18 protein-coding genes are annotated in these 21,388 nt (G+C 69.1%); 5 read left to right on the forward strand and 13 right to left on the reverse strand.

Annotation, left to right across the window (positions count from 1 at the left end; translation table 11 throughout):
* Positions 1–96 precede the first annotated feature (96 nt).
* The 4 genes from ACLJPX_RS23450 (at position 97) to ACLJPX_RS23465 (ending at position 6,533) form a co-directional block, all read left to right on the forward strand.
* Positions 97–2,172 carry a phosphocholine-specific phospholipase C gene (locus ACLJPX_RS23450; RefSeq protein ID WP_410601968.1) on the forward strand — a complete coding sequence of 692 codons (2,076 nt, stop codon included), beginning with the start codon at positions 97–99 and terminating at the stop codon, positions 2,170–2,172.
* Positions 2,173–2,234: 62 nt separating this feature from the next.
* Entirely contained in the window at positions 2,235–2,921 is a 687-nt protein-coding gene (locus ACLJPX_RS23455) for a VOC family protein (protein WP_410601969.1), read from the forward strand.
* A 10-nt stretch (positions 2,922–2,931) separates the two neighbouring features.
* Complete coding sequence (locus tag ACLJPX_RS23460) at positions 2,932–4,011, forward strand: hypothetical protein (protein ID WP_410601970.1); 1,080 nt, start codon at positions 2,932–2,934, stop codon at positions 4,009–4,011.
* Positions 4,012–4,136: 125 nt separating this feature from the next.
* Positions 4,137–6,533 (forward strand): chitinase C-terminal domain-containing protein, encoded by a 2,397-nt coding sequence (locus tag ACLJPX_RS23465; RefSeq protein WP_410601971.1) that lies wholly within the window; start codon positions 4,137–4,139, stop codon positions 6,531–6,533.
* A 99-nt stretch (positions 6,534–6,632) separates the two neighbouring features.
* Here ACLJPX_RS23465 and ACLJPX_RS23470 read toward each other — a convergent pair whose 3' ends face one another.
* The 10 genes from ACLJPX_RS23470 to ACLJPX_RS23515 are packed head-to-tail and all read right to left on the reverse strand — an operon-like array spanning position 6,633 to position 15,808.
* Positions 6,633–7,211 carry a 1,2-dihydroxy-3-keto-5-methylthiopentene dioxygenase gene (locus ACLJPX_RS23470; protein WP_410601972.1) on the reverse strand — a complete coding sequence of 193 codons (579 nt, stop codon included), beginning with the start codon at positions 7,209–7,211 and terminating at the stop codon, positions 6,633–6,635.
* Complete coding sequence (gene mtnB, locus ACLJPX_RS23475; RefSeq protein WP_101606698.1) at positions 7,208–7,840, reverse strand: methylthioribulose 1-phosphate dehydratase; 633 nt, start codon at positions 7,838–7,840, stop codon at positions 7,208–7,210. Before mtnB ends, ACLJPX_RS23470 begins: the two co-directional genes overlap by 4 nt.
* Entirely contained in the window at positions 7,837–8,553 is a 717-nt protein-coding gene (gene mtnC / locus ACLJPX_RS23480) for an acireductone synthase (protein WP_410601974.1), read from the reverse strand. Before mtnC ends, mtnB begins: the two co-directional genes overlap by 4 nt.
* Positions 8,550–9,566 carry a methylthioribose-1-phosphate isomerase gene (locus ACLJPX_RS23485; RefSeq protein WP_410601976.1) on the reverse strand — a complete coding sequence of 339 codons (1,017 nt, stop codon included), beginning with the start codon at positions 9,564–9,566 and terminating at the stop codon, positions 8,550–8,552. The genes mtnC and ACLJPX_RS23485 overlap by 4 nt, the downstream gene beginning before the upstream one ends.
* Positions 9,566–10,696, reverse strand: a complete 1,131-nt coding sequence (locus ACLJPX_RS23490) for an acyl-CoA dehydrogenase family protein (protein ID WP_410601977.1) — start codon at positions 10,694–10,696, stop codon at positions 9,566–9,568. Before ACLJPX_RS23490 ends, ACLJPX_RS23485 begins: the two co-directional genes overlap by 1 nt.
* Positions 10,693–11,421 carry a nucleoside phosphorylase gene (locus ACLJPX_RS23495; RefSeq protein WP_410601978.1) on the reverse strand — a complete coding sequence of 243 codons (729 nt, stop codon included), beginning with the start codon at positions 11,419–11,421 and terminating at the stop codon, positions 10,693–10,695. Before ACLJPX_RS23495 ends, ACLJPX_RS23490 begins: the two co-directional genes overlap by 4 nt.
* Positions 11,418–12,275: an ABC transporter permease gene (locus tag ACLJPX_RS23500; RefSeq protein WP_410601979.1), complete on the reverse strand. Its 858-nt coding sequence runs from the start codon at positions 12,273–12,275 to the stop codon at positions 11,418–11,420. The genes ACLJPX_RS23495 and ACLJPX_RS23500 overlap by 4 nt, the downstream gene beginning before the upstream one ends.
* The gene (locus ACLJPX_RS23505) at positions 12,272–13,276 is read right to left on the reverse strand and encodes an ABC transporter permease (protein ID WP_410601980.1); all 1,005 of its coding nucleotides are present in this window, start codon (positions 13,274–13,276) and stop codon (positions 12,272–12,274) included. Before ACLJPX_RS23505 ends, ACLJPX_RS23500 begins: the two co-directional genes overlap by 4 nt.
* A complete protein-coding gene (locus tag ACLJPX_RS23510; RefSeq protein ID WP_410601982.1) occupies positions 13,273–14,790 on the reverse strand; it encodes an ABC transporter ATP-binding protein in 1,518 nt (505 codons plus the stop codon). Before ACLJPX_RS23510 ends, ACLJPX_RS23505 begins: the two co-directional genes overlap by 4 nt.
* Positions 14,771–15,808, reverse strand: coding sequence for a BMP family ABC transporter substrate-binding protein (locus ACLJPX_RS23515; RefSeq protein ID WP_410601983.1), 1,038 nt, complete (start codon positions 15,806–15,808; stop codon positions 14,771–14,773). Before ACLJPX_RS23515 ends, ACLJPX_RS23510 begins: the two co-directional genes overlap by 20 nt.
* 542 nt (positions 15,809–16,350) lie before the next feature.
* Here ACLJPX_RS23515 and ACLJPX_RS23520 point away from each other — a divergent pair.
* A complete protein-coding gene (locus ACLJPX_RS23520; RefSeq protein WP_410601984.1) occupies positions 16,351–17,598 on the forward strand; it encodes a DUF222 domain-containing protein in 1,248 nt (415 codons plus the stop codon).
* Between the two features lie 205 nt (positions 17,599–17,803).
* Here ACLJPX_RS23520 and ACLJPX_RS23525 read toward each other — a convergent pair whose 3' ends face one another.
* The 3 genes from ACLJPX_RS23525 to ACLJPX_RS23535 form a co-directional block, all read right to left on the reverse strand.
* A complete protein-coding gene (locus tag ACLJPX_RS23525) occupies positions 17,804–19,174 on the reverse strand; it encodes a replication-associated recombination protein A (RefSeq protein WP_410601985.1) in 1,371 nt (456 codons plus the stop codon).
* Between the two features lie 43 nt (positions 19,175–19,217).
* Positions 19,218–20,066 carry an SGNH/GDSL hydrolase family protein gene (locus tag ACLJPX_RS23530; RefSeq protein WP_410601986.1) on the reverse strand — a complete coding sequence of 283 codons (849 nt, stop codon included), beginning with the start codon at positions 20,064–20,066 and terminating at the stop codon, positions 19,218–19,220.
* A 75-nt stretch (positions 20,067–20,141) separates the two neighbouring features.
* Positions 20,142–21,329 carry a phosphotransferase gene (locus ACLJPX_RS23535; protein WP_410601987.1) on the reverse strand — a complete coding sequence of 396 codons (1,188 nt, stop codon included), beginning with the start codon at positions 21,327–21,329 and terminating at the stop codon, positions 20,142–20,144.
* Positions 21,330–21,388: the final 59 nt, after the last annotated feature.

Raw genomic sequence — 21,388 nt, forward strand, 5'->3', positions numbered from 1 at the left:
GTGAAGCGGGACGGAGAGCGTGGCGAACGCTGTTCGCCGCACACCCGACCTGTTCGGTTCTTGTGCCGTTCACCTTGCTCGGCAAAGGTCGCGCGCATGCCTGAACTGTCACGCCGTACGTTGCTGGGCGCCACCGGCGCCGCGGCCGCCACCACGCTCCTCCCGCCGTCCGTGCACGCCGCCATGGCCGAACCCATGCGCCGCGGCGGACTCGGCGCCATCGAGCACGTGATCGTGCTGATGCAGGAGAACCGGTCGTTCGACCACTACTACGGCAGCCTGCGCGGCGTCCGGGGCTTCTCCGACACCCACCCGCTGGAATTGCCGACGGGGAAGTCGGTGTTCGAGCAGCCGAATCCCGCGGGCGGCACGGTGCTGCCCTTCTCCCTGCGCAAGGCGGCCGAGCTCGCCGGTCGGAAACCGGACGACATCCAGTACCTCGGCGACCTCGACCACAGCTGGAACGGCAGCGGCAAGGCGTGGGCGCGCGGCTGGAACAACGGCTGGATCGCGGCGAAGACCCCCGCCACCATGACGTACTACGAGCGCCGCGACATCGCGCTGCAGTACGAACTCGCGGACACGTTCACCATCTGCGACGCCTACCACTGCTCGATCTTCGGCTCGACCAACCCGAACCGGAACTTCCTCTGGACCGGGACCACGGGCTTCGAACCGGGCAGCACGACGAATCGCGCGGTCACGAACGCGGCGTACTCCTACGACCACAAGGGCTACGACTGGACGACCTACCCGGAGCGCCTCGAGGCCGCCGGGGTGCCGTGGCAGATCTACCAGGAGTGGGACAACTTCACCGACAACGCGGTCGAGTACTTCGTGCCGTTCAAGAAGGTCGGCACGAAGATCCTCGCCTCGGTCGAGGAGAAGTTCCGCACCACCGAGGAGTTCTACGACGCGCTGCTCAAGAAGACACCCGAGGAGCGCGCGAAGCTGCTGAAGCAGTTCGACGCCGGTGTCGCCACGCTGACGCCCGCCGAGCGGAACCTGTTCAAGAAGGCCATGTACCGCAGCGAGCCGGAGACGCTGGTGACCCGGCTGAAGGCGGACATCCAGGCGCGCCGCCTGCCCGCGGTGTCGTGGCTGGTGCCGTCGGCGGTGGACTCGGAGCACCCCGGCGCGTCCACCCCGGTCGGCAGCGCGAACCTGATCTACCGGGTGCTGGACGCGCTCGCGTCCGACCGCGACACGTGGTCGAAAACGGTGCTGCTGATCAACTTCGACGAGAACGACGGCTACTTCGACCACGTCCCGCCGCCGATGCCGCCCGGCAACGCCGCCAACGACGCGGACCACTTCAACGGCCAGCCGCTCGGTTTCGGCCCGCGCGTCCCGATGACGGTCGTCTCGCCGTGGTCGATCGGCGGCAACGTCGACTCGACGGTGTACGACCACACGTCGGTCCTGCGGTTCCTGGAGCGCTGGACCGGCATCGGCGAGCCGAACATCAGCAAGTGGCGGCGGACCGTGGCGGGCGACCTCACCGGTGCCTTCGACTTCTCGCGCGCCGGACGTCAGCCGCGCGTGACGCGGCCGGGCCCGGTGCCCGCGCCGATCGGCCGGTGGCGGCCGTCCGCGCCGGCGAAGCAGAGCCTGCCCGTGGCCGAGCCCGGCAACCGGCCGTCGCGCCCGCTGCCGTACCAGGTCTCGGTGTCCGGCGTCGTGAAGTCCGGTTCCCTCGCGCTGTCGCTGGCGAACAGTGGCTCGTCTTCGGCGCATTTCACGCTGTACCCGTACAAGGGCGAATTCCCCGAACCCGCGCATCGCGACGTCCGCGGCGAGGCTTCGGAAAACGTGAAGCTGGCCGGTGACGACTACCGCGTGGTCGTCCAGGGGCCGAACCGGTCGTGGTGGGAACTGCGCGGGAACCGGTCCGGGTCAGCCGCGGGCGTCGACGTGCGGACGCGGTTCCTGACCTGGCGTTCGGGTGTCGAGTTCAAACTGTCCAACTCGGGCTCGTCTGCGCTGACGCTGCGGCTGTCGTCTTCGCGGTTCACGCGGGTGGTGCGGGTCGGCGCCGGGCGTTCGGTCACTGTGGACTGGCCGGTTTCGGGTGGCTGGTACGACGTGAAGGTGACCGCGGACGGGGATCCGTCGTTCCTGCGGACGCTGACGGCACGCGTGGAGAACGGGCGGTCCGGCGTCTCCTGCTGACGCCCTCGTGAGTGGTAAGGACGGTTAGAACCGTCCTTACCACTCACGAGTTAGAGTCGCGTATGACCGCTACCTTGCACGCGCTTTGTTTCGACGCGAACGACCCGCGCGGTCTCGCGCGTTTCTGGGCCGCACTTCTCGGCTGGGAAACCGACGGCGACACGCTGGTCCCGGACGACGACACCGGTTTCCGGATCCGTTTCGCCGCGACCGCGGAAACGAAGTCCCGCAAGAACCACGCGCATTTCGACCTGACGAGCGAATCCCTGGAAGACCAGCGGCGGATCGTGGCGAAGGCGCTCGAACTCGGCGGCCGTCATATCGACATCGGCCAGGGCCCCGAGGAAGAACACGTCGTGCTCGCCGACCCCGAGGGCAACGAGTTCTGTGTCATCGAGCCCGGGAACACCTTCCTCGCCGAATGTGGTTTCGTCGGCGCGCTCGCCTGCGACGGTTCGCAGGAAGTCGGCTATTTCTGGAGCAAGGCGCTCGACTGGCCGCTGGTCTGGGACCGGGATCAGGAGACCGCGATCCGTTCGCCGCACGGCGGTCCGAAGATCACCTGGGGCGGCCCGCCGTTCGACGCCAAGACCGGGAGGAGCCGGGTCCGGTTCGACCTCCTCGGCCCGCAGGTGGAAATCGATCGGCTCGTGTCGCTCGGCGCGACCCACCTCGGCATCAAGGAAAGCGGACAGGTGGAAATGGCGGATCCCGACGGCAACGAGTTTTCTGTCGTGCTCAGTCGCTAACCTCCGCGGCATGGACATGAGAGCCGTGGCCGAGTCCCTCATCGCCGGGGACCACGTCAACACCTGGGAGCTGCGAGATGCCGGGCCGGACGATTTTCCCGAACTGCGCGAAATCCGGCGAACCGGAAGCCCGGCACTGCGCAACGCGGCTCGCGCCCTGCTCTTCGCCGTGGGCGGCCCGGAGGCGCTCGGCGAGTACGACCTCGGGCTCGTCCGCCGCCTGATCCGGAGCAAACTCGCCGACGACGTTCCCGTACCGATGGACTGTTGCGAGGTCTGGTACGCCATCCCGACCACCGACCAGGCGGCGGTGCTCGACGCGTTCGGCCTGTCCGACGCGGAACCGGTGACCATGTCGCTGGGTACCGAGATCTGGAGCCGGCGCCATTCCTCTCTCGGGCACCAGCGGTGCGCCCAGGTCTACGTCAGCCCGGCTCTCGACGGCTGGACTCTCGTCTTCGGTTCCGCTTCACCGGACCAGCATCCCCCCGGCATCGTGGAAGAACGTGACTGGGACGCCGGCCCCCGCGACATGTACGCGAACATCCTCGCGAACGAGGCCGTCTGGCGCCGGGTGACCCGGGAGAGATGCGTCGAACTGAGCCGCCGATTCGGGACGGCACATTTCTACTTCACCAGTCACGGTGACGCGATGACGTCGTGGTGTATCGCCGAAAAGGGCGAGCTGGTCCGGTTCTACGACGTCGCCGTCCCCGAGGAATCTGTCGGCGAACTCGCTGCCGAGAACGGCTACCTGCTCCCCCACGAAGACACTCCGCTGCCCGAAGGCTGGGCAGACGACATCGAGCACACCGAAAATCCCCTGGACTGGCAACGAGAATGGCTTCGGCGGTACCGGCGGCTGACAACGGAACTCGGGATCCCGGACCACTGCGACGCCGACACGATCGCCGAGGCGCTTTCGGTGTATCCCGGCAAGATCGGCCCGCACATCCGTGTCGAAGGGCATGGGGTCATAGCACTCACCAGATGTGGTCGGGAGTATGGCCATCCGCGAACTTTGTTGACAGGCCTCGCTTACACGCCGCCACCCGAACGGCCCTCGATCTTCGACGAAGACCAGACCTGACGAACCTCAGGTACGCCCCGGCGTACGGCACAGGATGGAAATTGGTCTACACCTATTGACGCGCGCCTGGTCAGCGGCTCAAGCTGCAGTGACCGAGGGCCATCTTCCACTGTCGGAGGTTCGGCGTGCCAAGGAGAACCAGGAAACTACTCCCCCTGCTGGCGTCGCTCATCGCGCTGGCCGGACTCATGATCGTCGTCATCTCCCCGTCCACGTCGAGCGCGGCAGGCCACGAAGACTGCCGCCCCGACGGGCTGTACCGGACACCGGGCGTCGACACCCCCTACTGCACCGTCTACGACACGAACGGCCGGGAATCACTGGGAGCGGACCATTCCCGCCGCGTGATCGGCTACTTCACCAGCTGGCGCACCGGCAAGAACGGTTCGCCCTCCTATCTGGTCAACAACATCCCGTGGTCGAAGGTGACCCACCTCAACTACGCGTTCGCCCACGTCGACGCGCAGAACAAGGTTTCGGTCGGCAACCCGGGCGCGAACAACGAGGCCATCGGCATGGAATGGCCGGACATCCCGGGCGCCGAGATGGATCCATCGTTGCCCTACAAGGGACATTTCAATCTGCTGACCAAGTACAAGAAGCAGAACCCGAACGTGAAGTCGCTGATCTCGATCGGCGGCTGGGCCGAGACGGGCGGCTTCCTCAACCCGGACGGCACGCGCAACGCGTCGGGCGGGTTCTACAAGATGACGCAAAGCCAAGCGAGCATTGACGTCTTCGCGGATTCCGTCGTGAAGTTCCTGCGCGACTACGGATTCAACGGCGCCGACATCGACTACGAGTACGCGACGTCGGCCAGCTACGCCGGAAACCCGGACGACTACTGGATCGCGCAGTCCAACCGCGGCACCCTGTGGGCGGGCTACGAGAACCTGATGCGCACGCTGCGCGAGAAGATCGACAGGGCCGGTGCCGCCGACGGCAAGCACTACCTGCTGACCGCGGCCGTGCCCGCGTCCGGCTGGCTGCTGCGCGGTCAGGAAGTCTATGGCGTCACGCGGTATCTCGACTACGCCAACATGATGAGTTACGACCTGCACGGCGCGTGGAACCAGTTCGCCGGGCCGAACGCGGCGCTCTACGACGCCGGGAACGACGCGGAACTCGCGCACTGGCAGGTGTACACGACACCGCAGTACGACGGGCAGGGCTATCTCAACACCGACTGGGCCTATCACTACTTCCGAGGCGCGATGCAGGCCGGCCGGATCAACATCGGCGTCGGCTTCTACACGCGCGGCTGGCAAGGAGTGAGCGGTGGGACGAACGGATTGTGGGGCAAGGCTCCACTGCCGGATCAGAAACAGTGTCCACCGGGCACCGGATCCCAGGTCGGCTCGACGGTGCCCTGCGGTAACGGCGCGATCGGTATCGACAACCTGTGGCACGACCTCGGGCTGGCGGGCGGCGAGGTGCCCGCGGGAGCGAACCCGATGTGGCACGCCAAGAACCTCGAGAACGAGATCACCCCGGACTACCTGGAGGCGTACGGGCTCACGCCCAAGACCGACCCGACGGACCGGGTTTCCGGTACCTACAACCGGCACTACGACAACACCATGGTGACGCCGTGGCTGTGGAACAACGACAAGAAGGTGTTCCTGTCCACTGAGGACGAACAGTCGCTCGCCACGAAGGCCAAGTACGTGGCCGACAAGGGCATCGGCGGCATCATGATCTGGGAACTGGCCGGCGACTACGCCTTCGACGAAGCCAAGGGCCAGTACTTCATGGGCGACACGCTGATCACGAAGATCAACGACGGCCTGCGCGGTGCCGCCCCGTACGGCAACACGAAGTCGTCGCGCCCCGCGCCGTCGTCGGTGCTGAACGCGAACGTCAACCTGACCGGCTTCGCGCTGGGCGACGCGAACTACCCGATCACCCCGCGGATGCGCATCGCCAACAATTCGACCACCACCATCCCCGGTGGCACGAAGATCGAGTTCGACTACGGCACGAGCGCGCCCGGCAGCATGTCCGACCAGTCCGGCTTCGGCCTGACGGTCACGAGCAAGGGCCATAGCGGGCCCAACGTCGGTGGCATGAAGGGCGACTTCCAGCACGTCGCGGTGACCGTGCCGACCTGGCAGACCATCGCGCCGGGAGCCACGGTCGAGATCCGGCTGAACTACTACATGCCGATCGCGTCGCCGTCGAACTTCACCTTCACCTTCGGCGGGACGACCTACGCGATCGCGTCGGATCACCCGCGCGGCGGCGGCGCACCGCCGACGACCACCACCACACCCACCACGACCACCGGAACGACGACCACGACCCCCACCACCACGACCAGTCCGACGACGACCCGGACGACCACCACCACGCCGACGTCGACCACCACCTCGGTCCCGTCGGACGCCTGGAAACCGAACACCGACTACGCCACCGGTGCCCGGGTGACCCACAACGGCGCGGCGTACGTCTGCCGTCAGGGCCACCGGTCCCTGCCCGGCTGGGAGCCGCCGAACGTGCCTGCCCTGTGGACCCCCGCCTGACAGACCCCGGCAGCGCGCTATGAAAGGCCCGTTACTTGCAAATTTTGCAAGTAACGGGCCTTTCATGTCACGCGAGTAGAGGACTACTTGCGGCGGAGGTCAGTGACGCCCGGCGGTCAAGGTGTCGAAGTCCGGGAAGTCCCCCGCCAGGGTGGCGCCGGTGAAGTCGCCGACCCACCCGCCGTCGTCGTGGAAGAACCGGATCGACACGTAGTCGGGCCGCGTCCCCATGTCGAACCAGTGCGTGGTGTTCGCGGGCACGCTCAGCAGGTCCCCCGCCTCGCACAGCACCGCGTACACCCGCCCGCCGACATGCAGGTAGAACACGCCGGACCCCCGGGCGAAGAAGCGGTCTTCATCATCGTCGTGGGTGTGCTCGGCGAGGAACTTCTGCCGGGCTTCGGCGGCCTCGGCCGCCCAGCCGGGCTCGTCGGACGGGGTCATGCGGACGGCGTCGACGAAGGTGTAGCCCTCCGCCGCCGAGACCTTGCCGATCGGCTCCTCGTAAGCGGCCAGCACCTGCTCCGGCGTCATTTCGCGCGGCAGGTCCGCGACGAGTTCCCACCGGTCGAACCGGACACCGAGCCGTCCCAGTTCCGCGGTGATCACGGCCGGGTCCTCGGTCCTGAGCGCGATCTCGTCGGGCCGGTCGTCCGGCCACACGGTCAGCAGCGTCATCGCGCTCCCCTTTCCTCACTGACGAGTCTCGTCTCTACCCGGAACCGGAGCAACCACTCCAAACATTCCAGGCGATGACGCGCGTGGCGCAGGTCGTCACCCCAGACGTAGATCCCGTGCCGCGCGACGATCACCGCCGGTGTGTCCGCCCGGAACCCCGCCTCGAACGCGTCGCCGAGGACGCGCATGTCCTGGCCGTTGGCGATCACCGGGATCGTCACCAGGTCGTCGTGGGCGGCGCGGCCGAAGCCCTTGAGCATCTCCAGGTCGCGGAGTTCGACGCCGTCCGGCCAGTGCTCGGCGGCCACGACCGGCGCGAGCGCGTGCACGTGGATCACCGCACCCGCGCCCGACACCGCCGCGATCCGGGCGTGCAGGCCCGCTTCGGCCGAGGGGACCTTGTCCGGATGCGGCTGCTCGGCCACGGCCAGCCCGTCTTCGCCGACCACCACGACGTCGTCGCTGGTCAGCTCGCCTTTGTCCCGTCCGCTGACGGTGACGGCGACGCGCAGCGGATCGCGGCCCAGCACCACCGACAGGTTCCCGGACGTGCCCCGCATCCAGCCCAGCCCGGCGAACCGGGCGGACTCCTCCGCCAGCGCACGACCGGCGAGTTCGAGGAGACTCATCGAGGAACGACCTTCACCTCGTCGAACGTCCGGATCGTCCGGTGTGCCCCGAAATCCGCGTCACCGAACGGCTCACCGGCACGTGCCAGCCCGACGGTCTGCCAGCCGTCGGCGGCGGCCCCGTCGAGTTCGGCCGGGACGTCGGAGAAGAACACGACGTCACCCGGCTCGCCCCTCAGCGCGGAGGCGATCGCGCGATACGATGGCGCCTCGCGCTTCGGCCCGGCGTTCACCGTGTCGAAATGCTTCTCGAACAGGCCGGTGACGTCGCCGTCGGTGGTCCGCGAGAACGACGCGACCTGCCCGGCGACCGAGCCGGACGAGAACACCGCGAGCCGCAGCCCGGACTCGTGCCACGACCGCAGGGCCGGGGCGACGTCGCCGAAGAACTCCGTCGTCAGGTCGCCGTCGGCGTACCCGCGCTGCCAGATGAGGCCCTGCAACGTCTTCAGCGGCGCGATCTTCTGGTCCGCGTCCATCCAGCCGTGCAGCACCCCCACGACGTCCACTGTGGACGCGTCCGCCGGGAGCCCGCCGAGTTCCTTGATCCGCGCGACGGCGCCGGCGACCTCGGGGTCGTCCGGATGCTGGTCGATCCACGGGCCCAGCCGCGGGCGCGCGTAGTCGTAGAGGGTCACGTGCACGTAGCTGGTGGCCGTCAGCGTGCCCTCGATGTCGAGGACCACCCATCGGGCGGTCAGCGTTGCGGTCACTGGTTCGCTTCCCCTTCTGCGTAGTACTCACGGAGCCGTTCTGGTGCGAGGGCCCCGCGGTCGGTCACCACCTTGGTCACGAAACGCGGTGGTGTCACATCGAAGGCCGGATAGTGCCCACGGACGCGTTCGCCGGCGACACGGTGCCCGAGCGCGCTCAGCACCTCGTCGCCGTCGCGGTATTCGATCGGCACGTCGGCACCGGTCGGCGCGGCCTGGTCCGGCGCCTGGACCATCGCGTGGAACGGCACGCCGAACGCTTCGGCCGCCACCGCGAGCCCCAGCGTGCCGATCTTGTTGACGACGTGACCGTCCATGGTGACCCGGTCGGCGGCGGTCACCAGCGCGCCGACCTCACCCGAGGACAGTACGGCCGCACCCATCCCGTCGGTGATCAGCCGGGTGTCGGCGCCCATCTCGACGAGCGTCTCGGCGGTCAGCCGCGCGCCCTGCAGGTACGGCCGGGTTTCCGTGCAGAGGAAGGAGAATTCCTTGCCCCGCCGTCGCGCGGCCAGCACCAGCTCGATCAGGTAGAGATCCGCCCAGCAGTGCGTGAGCACGGTCGCCCCGTCCGGGACCAGCGCCGCCGTGTGCTCGCCCAGCGCGCGGCTGCGCGACCGGTACAACTCGTCGCCCGATCGCGCCCCGGCGGTGGCGGCCTCGACCAGGTCCCCGGTCGACTTGTCCACTTCGGACAGTACGGCGGCGACGGCTTTGCGGAGGTGGTTGTTCGTCTTGCGGGTCGCGATGATCCGCTCCCCCACGCGCTCCAGGTACGCGCGGGCTTCGGCAGGCGCGTGCCCCGCCGCCTCGCGCGCGCCGAGCACCATCGCTCCCAGTGCGGCGAAGTACGGTCCGGACGACTGGGTGACCATGTCCTCGATGGCCACCGCGACCTCTTCCGAAGTCCGGCACAGCACCCACTCCCGCGCGAACGGGAAGACGCGCCGGTCGAGGATGTGCACGCCGTCGTCTTCGAGGCGGACGCTTTCGGCGAGGATCGGCAGCGTCATCAGCTGTACCCCGAAAGACACGGCGGGATGCCGTTGAGGAAGTGGTCGCCGACCTCGCGCGCCTTGTAGGTCACCGGATCGTGCAAGGTCAGCGTGCGGGCGTTGCGCCAGAAGCGGTCGAAGCCGTACTTGGTCGCCGTCGCCCGCGCACCGGTGAACTCGAAGACCTTGCTCGTCGTCTCGACGGCCGCCCGGCTGGCCACGATCTTCGCCGACGAGATGGCGATCGCCGCTTCCGCACGCTCGGCCGGGGTCAGGTCGAAGCCGCGTTCGTCGGCCTCGCCAAGGGCGGAAACCGCCGCGTCGACGGCGAATCCGGCCGCCCGCGCCGTCGCGGCCAGTTCGCCGTATCCGGCCAGGGTGTACGGATCCTGCGTCGCTTTGTCTACATCGGACAGTGTCCAGGCCCGCGCGGTCTCGCGCGTGTAGACCGCGGCCGCGTCGAGCGCGCCGGACGCGAGGCCGACGTAGACCTGCGCCAGCATGAGCTGGAACCCGATCGCCGCCAGGGAGATGCGGGGCACCTTCGGATCCGACTGGTCCTCCGGCTGGGCACCGAGCACGTCGTCCTCGGCGATCCGGACGGCCTCGAACCGCACCGCGCCGCTCGCGGTGAGCCGCTGGCCGATGTTGTCCCAGTCACCGGGGAAGGTGATCCCGTCGGCCCGCGCGTCGACGACGAACGTGAGCTTGTCGCCGTTGTCGGTCCTCGTCGCGCTGACCACCAGGCGATCGGCGACGGCCGCGCCGGTGGCGAAGGTCTTCGTGCCCTCGACGGTGAACCCGCCGTCCACCGGGGTCAGCAACAGGATGGAGTCGAGCGGGTTGCTCACGCCCGCCCAGAACCAGCCCGGTTCGCTCGCGGCGCGCGGCCCGAACAGGCCGGTGCGCCACAGCTGCAGGTAGTGGTAGCCGAGCAGATGCCCGACCGACGCGTCCGCGGCGGACACGATCCGGGTGGCCTGGTTCGCGGCCGCCCAGCCGGCGGTGTCGAGCAGGGGCAGGAGCCCGGACTCGCGCAGCAGGGCGACCTCCTGGACCGGGAGCCGTCCGGCGAGGTCGCGCTCGGCGGCGTCCGCCGCCAGGGTGCTCGCCAGCTCGTGAGCCGCTTTTCGCCACACTTCGGTCATTCCGCCCCTTCCAACTCGACCACCGCGTCGAGGGCCACGCGGGTCGCCCTCGCCACCCCTTCGGCCACGACGTCGCGATGCGGGTCGTAGGCCGACGGGTCGGGGTGCTCGGGCCGCGCGTCGCCGTCGATCACGAGCACACCACCGGCCCGCAGGCCGCGCAATGCCGCGAAGACCAGCAGCGTGGAGAGTTCCATCTCAATGGCGACGACCCGCGCCGCGAGGTAATCGGCCATCGGGAGGGTGAGCACCAGCGGGCTGAACGCGGCCCGCGTCCACACCACGCCGCGATGCGCCTCCGGAGCGGCGCGGCTCAGCGCCACGACGGCCTCCGGAGTGGCGAAGGCCGGGTACTCCGGATGGATCAGCTGCTGGGTGACACCGTCGTCGCGGACCGCCGCCTCGGCGATGACGAGGTCGCCGTCGGTGATCCCGTCGGCCAGCGAACCGGCGGTGCCGAGCCGGATGAAGGTACGGACACCGGCCTCGGCCAGCTCGCCGAACTGGCACAGCGCTCCGGGCCCACCGACGCCGTGCGAGGACACGACCACCGGGACGCCCTTCCAGGTGCCGGTGTAGCTGCGGTACTCGCGGTTCTGGCCGACGAGGAGGGCGTCTTCCAGCGTTTCGGCCACCGCGGTCGCGCGGTCCGGGTCGCCGACGACGACGGCGCGCGGCGGCAGTCCGTGCCGGGGGATCTTGGTGATGGGCAGGACGTCGCTCACGCGGGCTGTCCCTTCTTCCGCTTGAGGTTGGACAGGAACAGCGCCACCAGCGTGACGACATACGGGGCGGCGTCGGTGGCCTGCTGCGGAAGGCCGATGCCCTGGAGCCGGAAACCGAACGCTTCCGCGAGGCCGAACAGCAGCGCCGCGAGGAGCACCCCGAGCGGATGCGCGCGGCCGAGCATGACCGCGACGACGGCGATCCAGCCGCGTCCGGCGGTCATGTTCTCGGCGAACAACGTCACCGAGCCCAGCGCCAGTTGCGCGCCGCCGAGACCACACAGCGCTCCCCCGGCCAGGATCACTCCGTAGCGGGACTTGGTCACGTTGACGCCGAGGCTGGACGCGGCCTCCGGACGTTCGCCGACCCCGCGCAGCCGCAGGCCCCACGGATGCCGGTACAGCAGCACCGCGAGCGCGGGCACGGCCAGCCAGGACAGGTAGACCAGCAGCGACTGCCCGGGAATCGGGCCGAACTGGCCGAGGCCCTGCAACGTGGGGTCACTGAACGAGCCCTCGGTGCCGAACACCGTCCGGATGAGGAAGCTGGTCAGTCCGACCGCGAGCAGATTGCTCGCGACGCCCAGCACGATCGGATCGCCGTCAAAGGTGATCGACCCGATCGCGAGGATCAGCGAGTACGCCGTCGCCGCGATCACCGCCACGACGACGCCGATCCACACGCTGCCGGTGTACCAGCTCCCCGCGACGGCGCCGAAGCAGCCGACCAGGAGCGAGCCTTCGAGGGAGATGTTGAAGACGCCCGCCCGCTGGCATAGCGCGCCCGCGAGCGCGGCGAACAGGATGGGTGTCAGCGCGGTGAGCGCCGAGGAGAACAGGCTCGCGTCGATCATGCCCGCCCCGCCTTCCGCTTGAAGACCCCGGAGGTGGCCGCGAGGAAGATGATCAGCACCGCCTGCAGGACCGCGGTCAGCTCGCGCGGGACCTGGGTGGCGCGTTCCATGGCGAACCCGCCGCTGGTCAGCGCCGCGAAGAAGACCGCCGCGAGCAGCGTCCCGAGCGGGCTCGCCCCGGCGAGCAGCGCCGCGAGCAGGCCGATCCAGGTGTACTGCGGTGTGATCAGCGCGCCGTCGATGAACCGGTACGGGAAGCCGAGGACGGCGATCGCGCCGACCAGCCCGGCGGTCCCGCCCGACGCGGCCAGCAGCCGCACCGTGAGCTTCGGCCGGTCGATCCCGGCGTACTCGGCGAACCGCGGTGCCCAGCCGGTCACCTTCGTTTCGAAACCGGCGGGCGTGCGGGCGTCGATCACCGCGTAGACCGCGATCACCGCCACCACCAGGAAGATCCCGGTCGTCACGCCGTCGAGTTCGGGCAGTCGCGTGCCTTCAGGCAGCTGGGGGCTCTGCGGCAGGCTGGAGCCCGCGTCCTTCAACGGGAACCGCACCAGATAGCCGGCCAGCGACATCGCCGGATAGCTCAACAGCAGCGTGCTGATCAGCAACGGGACACCCAGGCGGTTCTCGCAGACCGCGGCCAGCGCGGCGTACGCGGCTCCGGCGAGAACGCCCGCGAGCAGTGCCAAGACGACCTTGACCGGACCTGGACCAGGCACGTACAGGCCGACTGCGAGCGCGCTGATCGCGCCGAGCACCAGTTGTCCCTCACCGCCGAGATTGACCATGCCCGCGCGGAGCGGGATCGCGAGCGCGGTCGCCATCCCCGCGACGGGGACGGCATAGGCGAGGGTGTCGCCGATGCCGTCGGGACCGAAAGCACCCGAGACGATCGCGCCGTAGGCGGCCAGCGGGTCGGTTCCGGTGGCCAGCAACAGGATCGCGCCGAGCACGAGTGCCGCGACGACCGGCACGGCGATGAGGCGGACGCGGGTCATCCGGCACCTCCGGCCATCGCCAGGCCGACCGTGTGCTGATCGGCTTCGTCCTTGGTGAACTCCGCGACGATCCGGCCTTCGAACAGCACCAGCACGCGGTCGGACAGCGCGAGGACCTCGCTGAGCTCGGCGGAGATCAGCAGGACGGCGTGCCCGGCGTCGCGGTGGGCGACGAGCCGGGCGTGGATGTTCTCGATCGCGCCGACGTCGACCCCGCGGGTGGGTTGCTCGACCAGCAGGAACGGCGCGTCGTGGGTGAGTTCGCGGCCGAAGATCGCCTTCTGCTGGTTGCCGCCGGACAGCGTGCCCATCGCGGCGGCGGGACCGGCGCCGCGGACGTCGTAAGCCTCGGTGATCGCCGACGCGTGGTCGTCGATCGCCTTGCGGCGCAGAAATCCCTTGCGTACCAAGGGCAGCTTGCGGTGGAAGCCTACGGCCAGGTTCTCCCGGAGGCTCGCCGTGGGCGCCGAGCCGACCTCGGCGCGGTCTTCCGGCACGTGGGCGAGCCCGGCGTCCCTCCTCGCGCGCACCGAAAGGCCGTCGAGGCTCTGTCCTTTGAGGACGATCTCGCCGCCGGTCTTCAGGAGGCCGGTGATCGCGCCGGACAGTTCGGCCTGGCCGTTGCCCGCGACCCCGGCGACGCCGACGATCTCGCCGGCGCGCACGGTCAGGGACACGTTGTCGAGCAACGGCTTTCCTTCCGTACCGGGAACGGTCAGGGAACGGGCTTCGAGAACGGCGTCACCGGGCGTCCCGGCCGGATGGATCCGGTCGAGGTCGACCTCACGTCCGGTCATCGCCGCGGCGAGCCCGGCGGCGGTCTGGTCCGCCGTGCGCCCGCGAGCGCTGACACGGCCGTCCCGCAGCACCGTGACGTGGTCACTGACGGCGAGGACCTCCTGGAGTTTGTGCGACACCAACAGGATCGTGCGGCCTTCCCCGGCGAGCGCGCGCAGGACGCCGAACAGCCGCTCGGTTTCGGGCGGGGTCAGCACCGCGGTGGGCTCGTCGAGGATCAGGACGTCGGCCTCGCGATAGAGGAGTTTGAGGATCTCGACGCGCTGCCGGAGCCCGACGGGCAGGTCGCGGACGCGGTCACCGAGCCGGAGACGCAGTTCGTGCCGTTCGATCAGCGCGGTGACGCGGGCCGTCGCCGCCTTGCGGTCAAGCAAGCCGCGGCGGGTGGGTTCGCTCCCGAACACGACGTTCTCGGTGACGGTGAGTTCGCCGAACAACGCGAACCCCTGCTGCACCATGCCGACACCGACGTCGATGGCCTGCGCGGGCGAGCCGAAGGAGACTTCCTCGCCGTGCAAGGAGATCGTGCCCTCGTCGGGCCGGTGGAGACCGTAGAGCACGGACATGAGCGTCGACTTGCCCGCGCCGTTCTCGCCCATCAGCGCGTGGATCTCGCCCGCGCCGACGTCGAGGTCCACGTGGTCGTTCGCGAGCACTCCGGGGAACCGCTTGACGATCCCCCGGAGTGAGACGGCGTCAGGATTTGGCGGGGTCATCGACGACGATCGCGCCCGAGATGATCTGGTCCCGCAGCTCGCCGACCTTCGACAGCACGTCGGGGCGGTTCGCGACGACGCACTGAGACGTCGAGGCATCCGGCTCGAGCCCGGTCAGGGAGATGCCCTTCTCCTTGAGGCCGTAGGACTTCACCTCGCCCGCCTTGCCGCCGAGGATCGCCTCGACCCCGTCGCCGATGACGACGTTGGTGCGCTTGATGACGTTGTCCACGACCTGCCCGGGACTGGCCGGGCACTGGTTGGCGTCGACGCCGAACGCGAAGAAGCCGCCCTGCTTGGCCGCCTCGAAGACCCCGAGGTTGCCCGCCGCGGAGGCCGCACCCATAACGTGGTCGACGCCCTGGCCCGAGAGGGTGGTGGCCAGCGCCTTCGCGCGGGCGGGATCGTTGAACGGGTTCGCGCCGCCGATATACAACGGGGCCAGCGTGGTGCCGGGCTTGGCCTTCTCCGCGCCCTTCCCGAACGGGATCGAGTAGCGGTGGAACTGGGGCGCGTCGAGCACGACGACCGCGCCGACCTTGCCGGACTTGCTCAGCAGCCCGGCTTCGGCACCGGCGAGGTAGGAGCCCTCGTGCTCACGGAACACCGCGCAGGTGACGTTCGGGAACGGCTTGGTGGTGCAGGAGTCCACGAACAGGAACTTCTGCTCCGGGTTGCGCTCGGCCTCGGCCGCGATCGCGTCGGCGAAGTTGAAGCCGACGGCGACGATCACGGCGGGCTTCTCGCGCACCGCGGCCGCGAGGTTCTGCTGGATCGACGCCGGATCGGTGCTCTGGAACACTTTCTGCGTCCCGTTGTGCTTCTTGGCTGAGTCCTCGATGCCCTGGACCGCGAGCTTGAGGAAGTCGTTGACCCCGACCGGGCTCGGCGTGATCAGGACCAGCGCGGGCCCGGCCGCGTTCCGGGCGGCCGGGTCCTTGGCCGAGGCGTTGCACGCGGCGAGGAGCGCGACGGCGGAAACGGCCATGACGGCCCGCAGGAGGGTTCTCGGCGACATGTCCCGGACTGTATGTCGCTCGTCCACGATATGGCACCGAGTCTCACCATGCGGACACGTGTAGGCCGTTATACGCCAGAGGTCGACTGCGGGCGCGGGGTTCGCGAACGGCACGGTCCAGTTGCCCAGGGTGACCCTTACCGCTTCGAGTCTCGTGAGCGGAGAGGACGGTTCTAACCGTCTTTACCCCTCACGAGAGCCGTATTTCCTTACCTCTCAACAGAACCCCGAATCTCCACTCGCATCACAGGACTCCGTTACGTGAACACATATGAATTCCCACCACAATCACCCTTTACAGGATTCATCGGGGGCGACGATGGGTCACAGACGGAGGAGTCTTGCCGTTTACGATAACGGTTCAAATGTCACACCAGGCGACCCGACGCATTTAGTCGACTAAATGCAGTGACTGACGTTCGGTGTCGCGCCGGGTAGCGGTTGTTTTCTGCTGAAATCACCCCTCAGTGGTGAATGTGCGGGTTGCCTTGTTGCTTAAAATTACGAACACCTGTTCGATAGATGTGCGGTATTATTGCGGGGTGTCCGAGACCTTTGTTCCCGAGTTGCCGCAGGAGTTGTGGCGCGCTGGCAAGCTGGAGCTTGCCCACGGCGTGCAGCAGTTCCTGCAGGTGATGCGGGTCGCTTCCGCCGGGTTGGGGCGATATCTGGCGGAGATTGATTCTCGCGGCGCGAAAGACTTATACGGTTATGGGACAACGTTGGCGTGGTTCGCCGATATCGCCGGACTGAGCCAGGGGGAAGCGCGGCCGTATGTGAAGCGTGCTCTCGATCTGAACCCCACACGTGCCTTGGATGGAACGGAGGTCCCGGCTTTCGCGCCCGCTACCAGTGTGGCGGCGGCGGAGGGTGTGATCGGTGAGGAACGGATCAAGCAGATCGTGGAGATCCTGCGGAAGATCCCGGCCGGGGTGTCGGTGGAGGATCGGGAGCACGCGGAGACAACCCTCGCCGACCTAGCCCGGAAAGCCGGACCGCAGCAGGTGTCGGATCTCGGAGACCAGCTGCTGGGCTGGCTCGACCCCGACGGCAAGGAACCGAAAGACCCCGAACCCGCCCAACCCCGCCGCGAGCTGACCCTGGAACGCCGCAAAGACGGCTACTGGACACTGAAAGGCCTCCTCGACGACGAGACCGGCGCCCGGACCGCCGCGACACTCGAGGCTTACGCCAAGCCTCGCCCGATGGACGAGTTCGGCCAAGCGGACCTGCGGACCAAGGCCGAACGCCAGGGTGACGCCTGGGCCGAGCTCGTGGACCTCGCGATCGCGTGCCCGGACCAGCCCGGGACCAGCGGCTACCGCACCCTGATCCACGTCACCATCGGCCTCGACGAACTGAAGTCGGGACTGGGTACCGCGTGTGTCGATTTCGTCGGGACGATGACCGCCCGCGAGGCGCGGATGGCGGCCTGCGACTGCCTCATGTTGCCGGTCGTGCTCAACGCCGCGGGTGAGCCGCTGGACGTGGGACGGCTACGACGGTTCGTCACCCCAGGCCAACGCCGTGCCTTGAACATCCGTGACGGGGGCTGCGCATTCCCCGGCTGCCATCGCAAGCCGAAGAACTGCCACGCCCACCACATCCACCACTGGGCAGACGGAGGACCGACAGATCTCCGGAACTTGGTCCTGCTGTGCGGTTTTCACCACCGCCTGATCCACCACGGCGACTGGCAAGTCCAGATGGCACCTGACGGGCTACCGGAGTTCATCCCACCCCAGTACTTGGACCCGCTACGAAAACCCCGACGCAACTGCACTGTGTGACCCGAGGAGCCCGCCAGCCACACCGGCGACGGGCCCCTCGCCATGCCCAAACTCCGGGGCGCCCGGCCGAGCGGGGAAGACTCCGGACGCTCAACCGTGTGGATTTTGGGACGTCAGATGTCCCAAAATCCACACAGTCCCGCCTCACTTGCCCGATCGCCCCAGCGCAAGTCCGTCCGAGGAGGACCACCACCCGAAGCTCACTTCAGGAACGTTCGCCCCGGATCGTGCGCCGCAGCTTCGGAACCCGCTCGTGCAGCGTGCGCTCCGCACCTCGCTGCGTCGGCTCGTAGTAGTCCCGCCCGACCAGTTCGTCCGGCGGATACTGTTGCGCCAGAACACCTTCCGGCGCGTTGGGCGGATACCGGTACCCCTTCGCGTTGCCGAGCTTCTCCGCTCCCGCGTAATGCCCGTCCCGCAGGTGCGGCGGCACCGTCCCGATCCGCCCGGACCGGACGTCGGACAGCGCCGCGTCGATCGAGGTGACGATGGCGTTCGACTTCGGCGCCGTCGCCAGGTGCACGGTCGCCTGCGCCAGCGCGAGCCGGCCTTCCGGCATCCCGATGAACTGCACCGCGTGCGCCGCCGCGACGGCGGACTGCAGTGCCGTCGGGTCGGCCATGCCGATGTCCTCGCTGGCGTGCACCACCAGGCGGCGGGCCAGGAACCGCGGGTCCTCCCCCGCTTCGATCATCCGCGCCAGGTAGTGCAGTGCGGCGTCCACGTCGGAGCCGCGGATCGACTTGATGAACGCGCTGATGACGTCGTAGTGCTGATCGCCGTCGCGGTCGTACCGTACCGCCGCTTTGTCCACTGTGGACTCGACGATGGCTAGGTCGATCGTCTTGGCCTCGGTCGCGCTCGCGGCGTCGGCGGCGGCTTCCAGCGCGGTCAGCGCTCGCCGGGCGTCGCCGGTGGCCAGCCGCACCAGATGCGCCCGCGCCTCTTCGGTCAGGGTGAGTTCGCCGCCGAGACCTCGTTCGTCGGTCAGCGCGCGGTCGATCAGGGCGACGATGTCGTCGTCGGTCAGCGGCCGCAGCTGCAGCACCAGCGACCGCGAGAGCAGCGGGGCGACGACGGAGAACGAGGGGTTCTCCGTGGTGGCCGCCACCAGCAGGACCGTCCGGTCTTCGACGGCGCCGAGCAGGGCGTCCTGCTGCGTCTTGGAGAACCGGTGGACCTCGTCGATGAACAGGACGGTGTTCTCGGCGTTGTAGTTACGGCGTCGCCGGGCCTCTTCGATGACCCCGCGCACCTCCTTCACCCCGGCCGACAGCGCCGACATCGCCACGAACCGGCGACCGGTCGCGGCCGAAACGAGGTTCGCCAGCGTGGTCTTGCCCGTCCCCGGCGGACCGTAGAGCAGCACGGACGCGGGCGCCGCGCCCTCGACGAGCCGCCGCAGCGGCGCGCCTTCACGCAGCAGGTGCTGCTGGCCGACGACCTCGCCGAGCGTCCGCGGACGCATGCGCACGGCCAGCGGCGAGCCTGCCGGTACAGCGACCTCCCTCGGCTCGTCATCCTCCGGAGGAGGCCCGAGATCGGGGTTCACGGTGAAGAGTTCGTCCTGTGCCACGGTGTCGACGGTAGCCGTAGCCACCGACGGTTCCGGCCACAGGTCAGCGCAGCCGCTCCCGGAACGAGTGCCACATGATCACGGCCGCGTACGGCACGAACTCGCGGCCCCGCCGCCACACCCACGGCACCCCCTTCAGCACCAGCCAGCCGACATGCCCGGCGGTACTCGGCTCCACGCCTCCCGAGCAGGTCAGGGTGACCGGACGCGGTACCGCGAACCCGGCTTCGGACAGCCGTTCGGTGAACCCGGTCGCCAGCATCCGGTGCCCGAGTTCCGACGGGTGCAGCCGGTCGACGCTCCACGCGGTCAGGTCGTAGGCGCCGGGCAGCAGTTCGAGGTCGAGGCACGGCACACCTTCGCGCTCGACGACACCGGCGATGGCGGCGTTCAGCTCGGCCACCCGCTCGCTCAGCGCGCGCCGCAACGACTGCGGGAGGCGGAACACCTTGCCGTGGTCGTGGTAGCGCACCGGCACCACGGTGGTGCCGACGGCGGCCAGCGAGCGGATCACTTCGGTGAGGTCCGCGGCGATCCGCTCGGCGCTGAAATCGGGCCGCAGCGTGTCGTTCATCCCCGCCACGACCAGCGCGACGTCCGGCCGGTGCGCCACGGCCGCGGGAAGCTGCTTCGTCAGCACGCACCCCATGCGCGCTCCGGCGAACGACGGGTTCAGGTAGCCGTCCGGCTCGACGCCCAGCGCCTCGGCGACGAGCGGGCCGACCCCGCGCCAGCCGCCTCTGTCCGGCAGCGGGTCACCCAGGCCCACGGCGGTGGAATCGCCGAGTACGACCAGTCTGCGGGCGGACCGGGGTACGGCCGGGGCAGGAGGAAGGAGGGGTTCGGGACTCGGAGTGACTTCGACACTGATCACGGTCACGGTAGCCACCATCGGCCACGCAGACTCACCTGCGGTGATGCCTGGGTAACGCGGCGAGGACGGTCGAGCGAAAAGTCCGTGCGGCGGTTACCGGAACGCGGGGTAGAACGCCAGGTCCGCGTGCGGGCCCAGCCGGGCCCCGAGCGCCGCGGCGACCCGGGTGGCGTGTTCGGAGATGTCCGTCAGGCGGGCGCGCAGCGAATGCTTGGCCAGTTCCCGCCACCAGGTCACCAGGCCGGCCTCCCGGCTGATCGGCGTGGCGTGCCTGTCCAGGTCCAGCTCGGGGAGGATCTCCCAGGTGATGATCCACAGCAGGAGCAGCTGACCGTCCATCAGGTACTCGGCCAGCGCGTCCTCGTCCGCGAGCGCGGGCCAGACGGAGACGACCTCCGACCGCCAGGCGGCGATCATCGCCTCGCTCATCCCCGGCGGCAGCGCCAGCGCGTCCGCGGTCGACGCGAACGGCAGCCGCAGGTACGCCGCGTCCATCAGGGTGCTGCGCACCCGGCCGCGTTCGAAGTCGAGGAACCGCACTCCGCCGCTGGTCACGAGGTTGTTGTCCGGGCTGAGGTCCACCGGGCTGAACGCGCGGTACGACGGCGCGCCCGCGCGCTCGGCGACCTCCATGACCCGCCGTTGCACCGGCTCCGGTGTCTCGACGTCGAGCAGTTCCTCCAGCAGCCCCGGCAGCTGGGCGCAGACCGCGGGCAGCGGCGCGTCCTCGTTCTTGACCGGACCACCCAGACGGCGCAGGAGCGCGTTGAAATCGGGCTCGCGGCTCGCGGTGCTCGCGTGCAGCCTGCCCAGCGACCGGGCCCAGGACAGCAGCGCGCGTTCGGCGCCGCGCGCGTCACGGGCGTGGAGCTTGTCGTGCAGCGTCGGGACGCCGCCGAGGTCCTCGATCACCAGGACGCGATACCGGCCGTCGTGCGCCAGCAGCTCCGGGCACATCCGGTCCTCCGGCGCGAGCGCGGTGAACAGCTGGTAGCTGACCGCCTCCTGCGCGAACGGATCGGCCCGTCCCGGTTCGGGTGGATCGGGGTAGTGCTTGATGACCAGGGTGCGCGGCAACGCGAACGGCGAGGACGCCACCCGCGCCCGGACGACCGTGGCCGGGCCACTGCCGGCGAGGTCTTCCGGGGCTACGAGTGTGATCGCGCTGCCGAAGCGGCGCGAAAGGACCGACTCGCCCGCAGCGACTGCCGCTGCGACGGCGAGGGTTTCGGCTCCAGCTCCGACGGTGGAATCATCGGCAGAGGAGGTATCGACTGTCATTACCACCGACCCTACTCGTGACTGAGCAACCATGACCACTGAGATCCGGGCAAACGCGC

This window comes from Amycolatopsis sp. lyj-90 (assembly GCF_046549035.1).
Taxonomy (GTDB): domain Bacteria; phylum Actinomycetota; class Actinomycetes; order Mycobacteriales; family Pseudonocardiaceae; genus Amycolatopsis.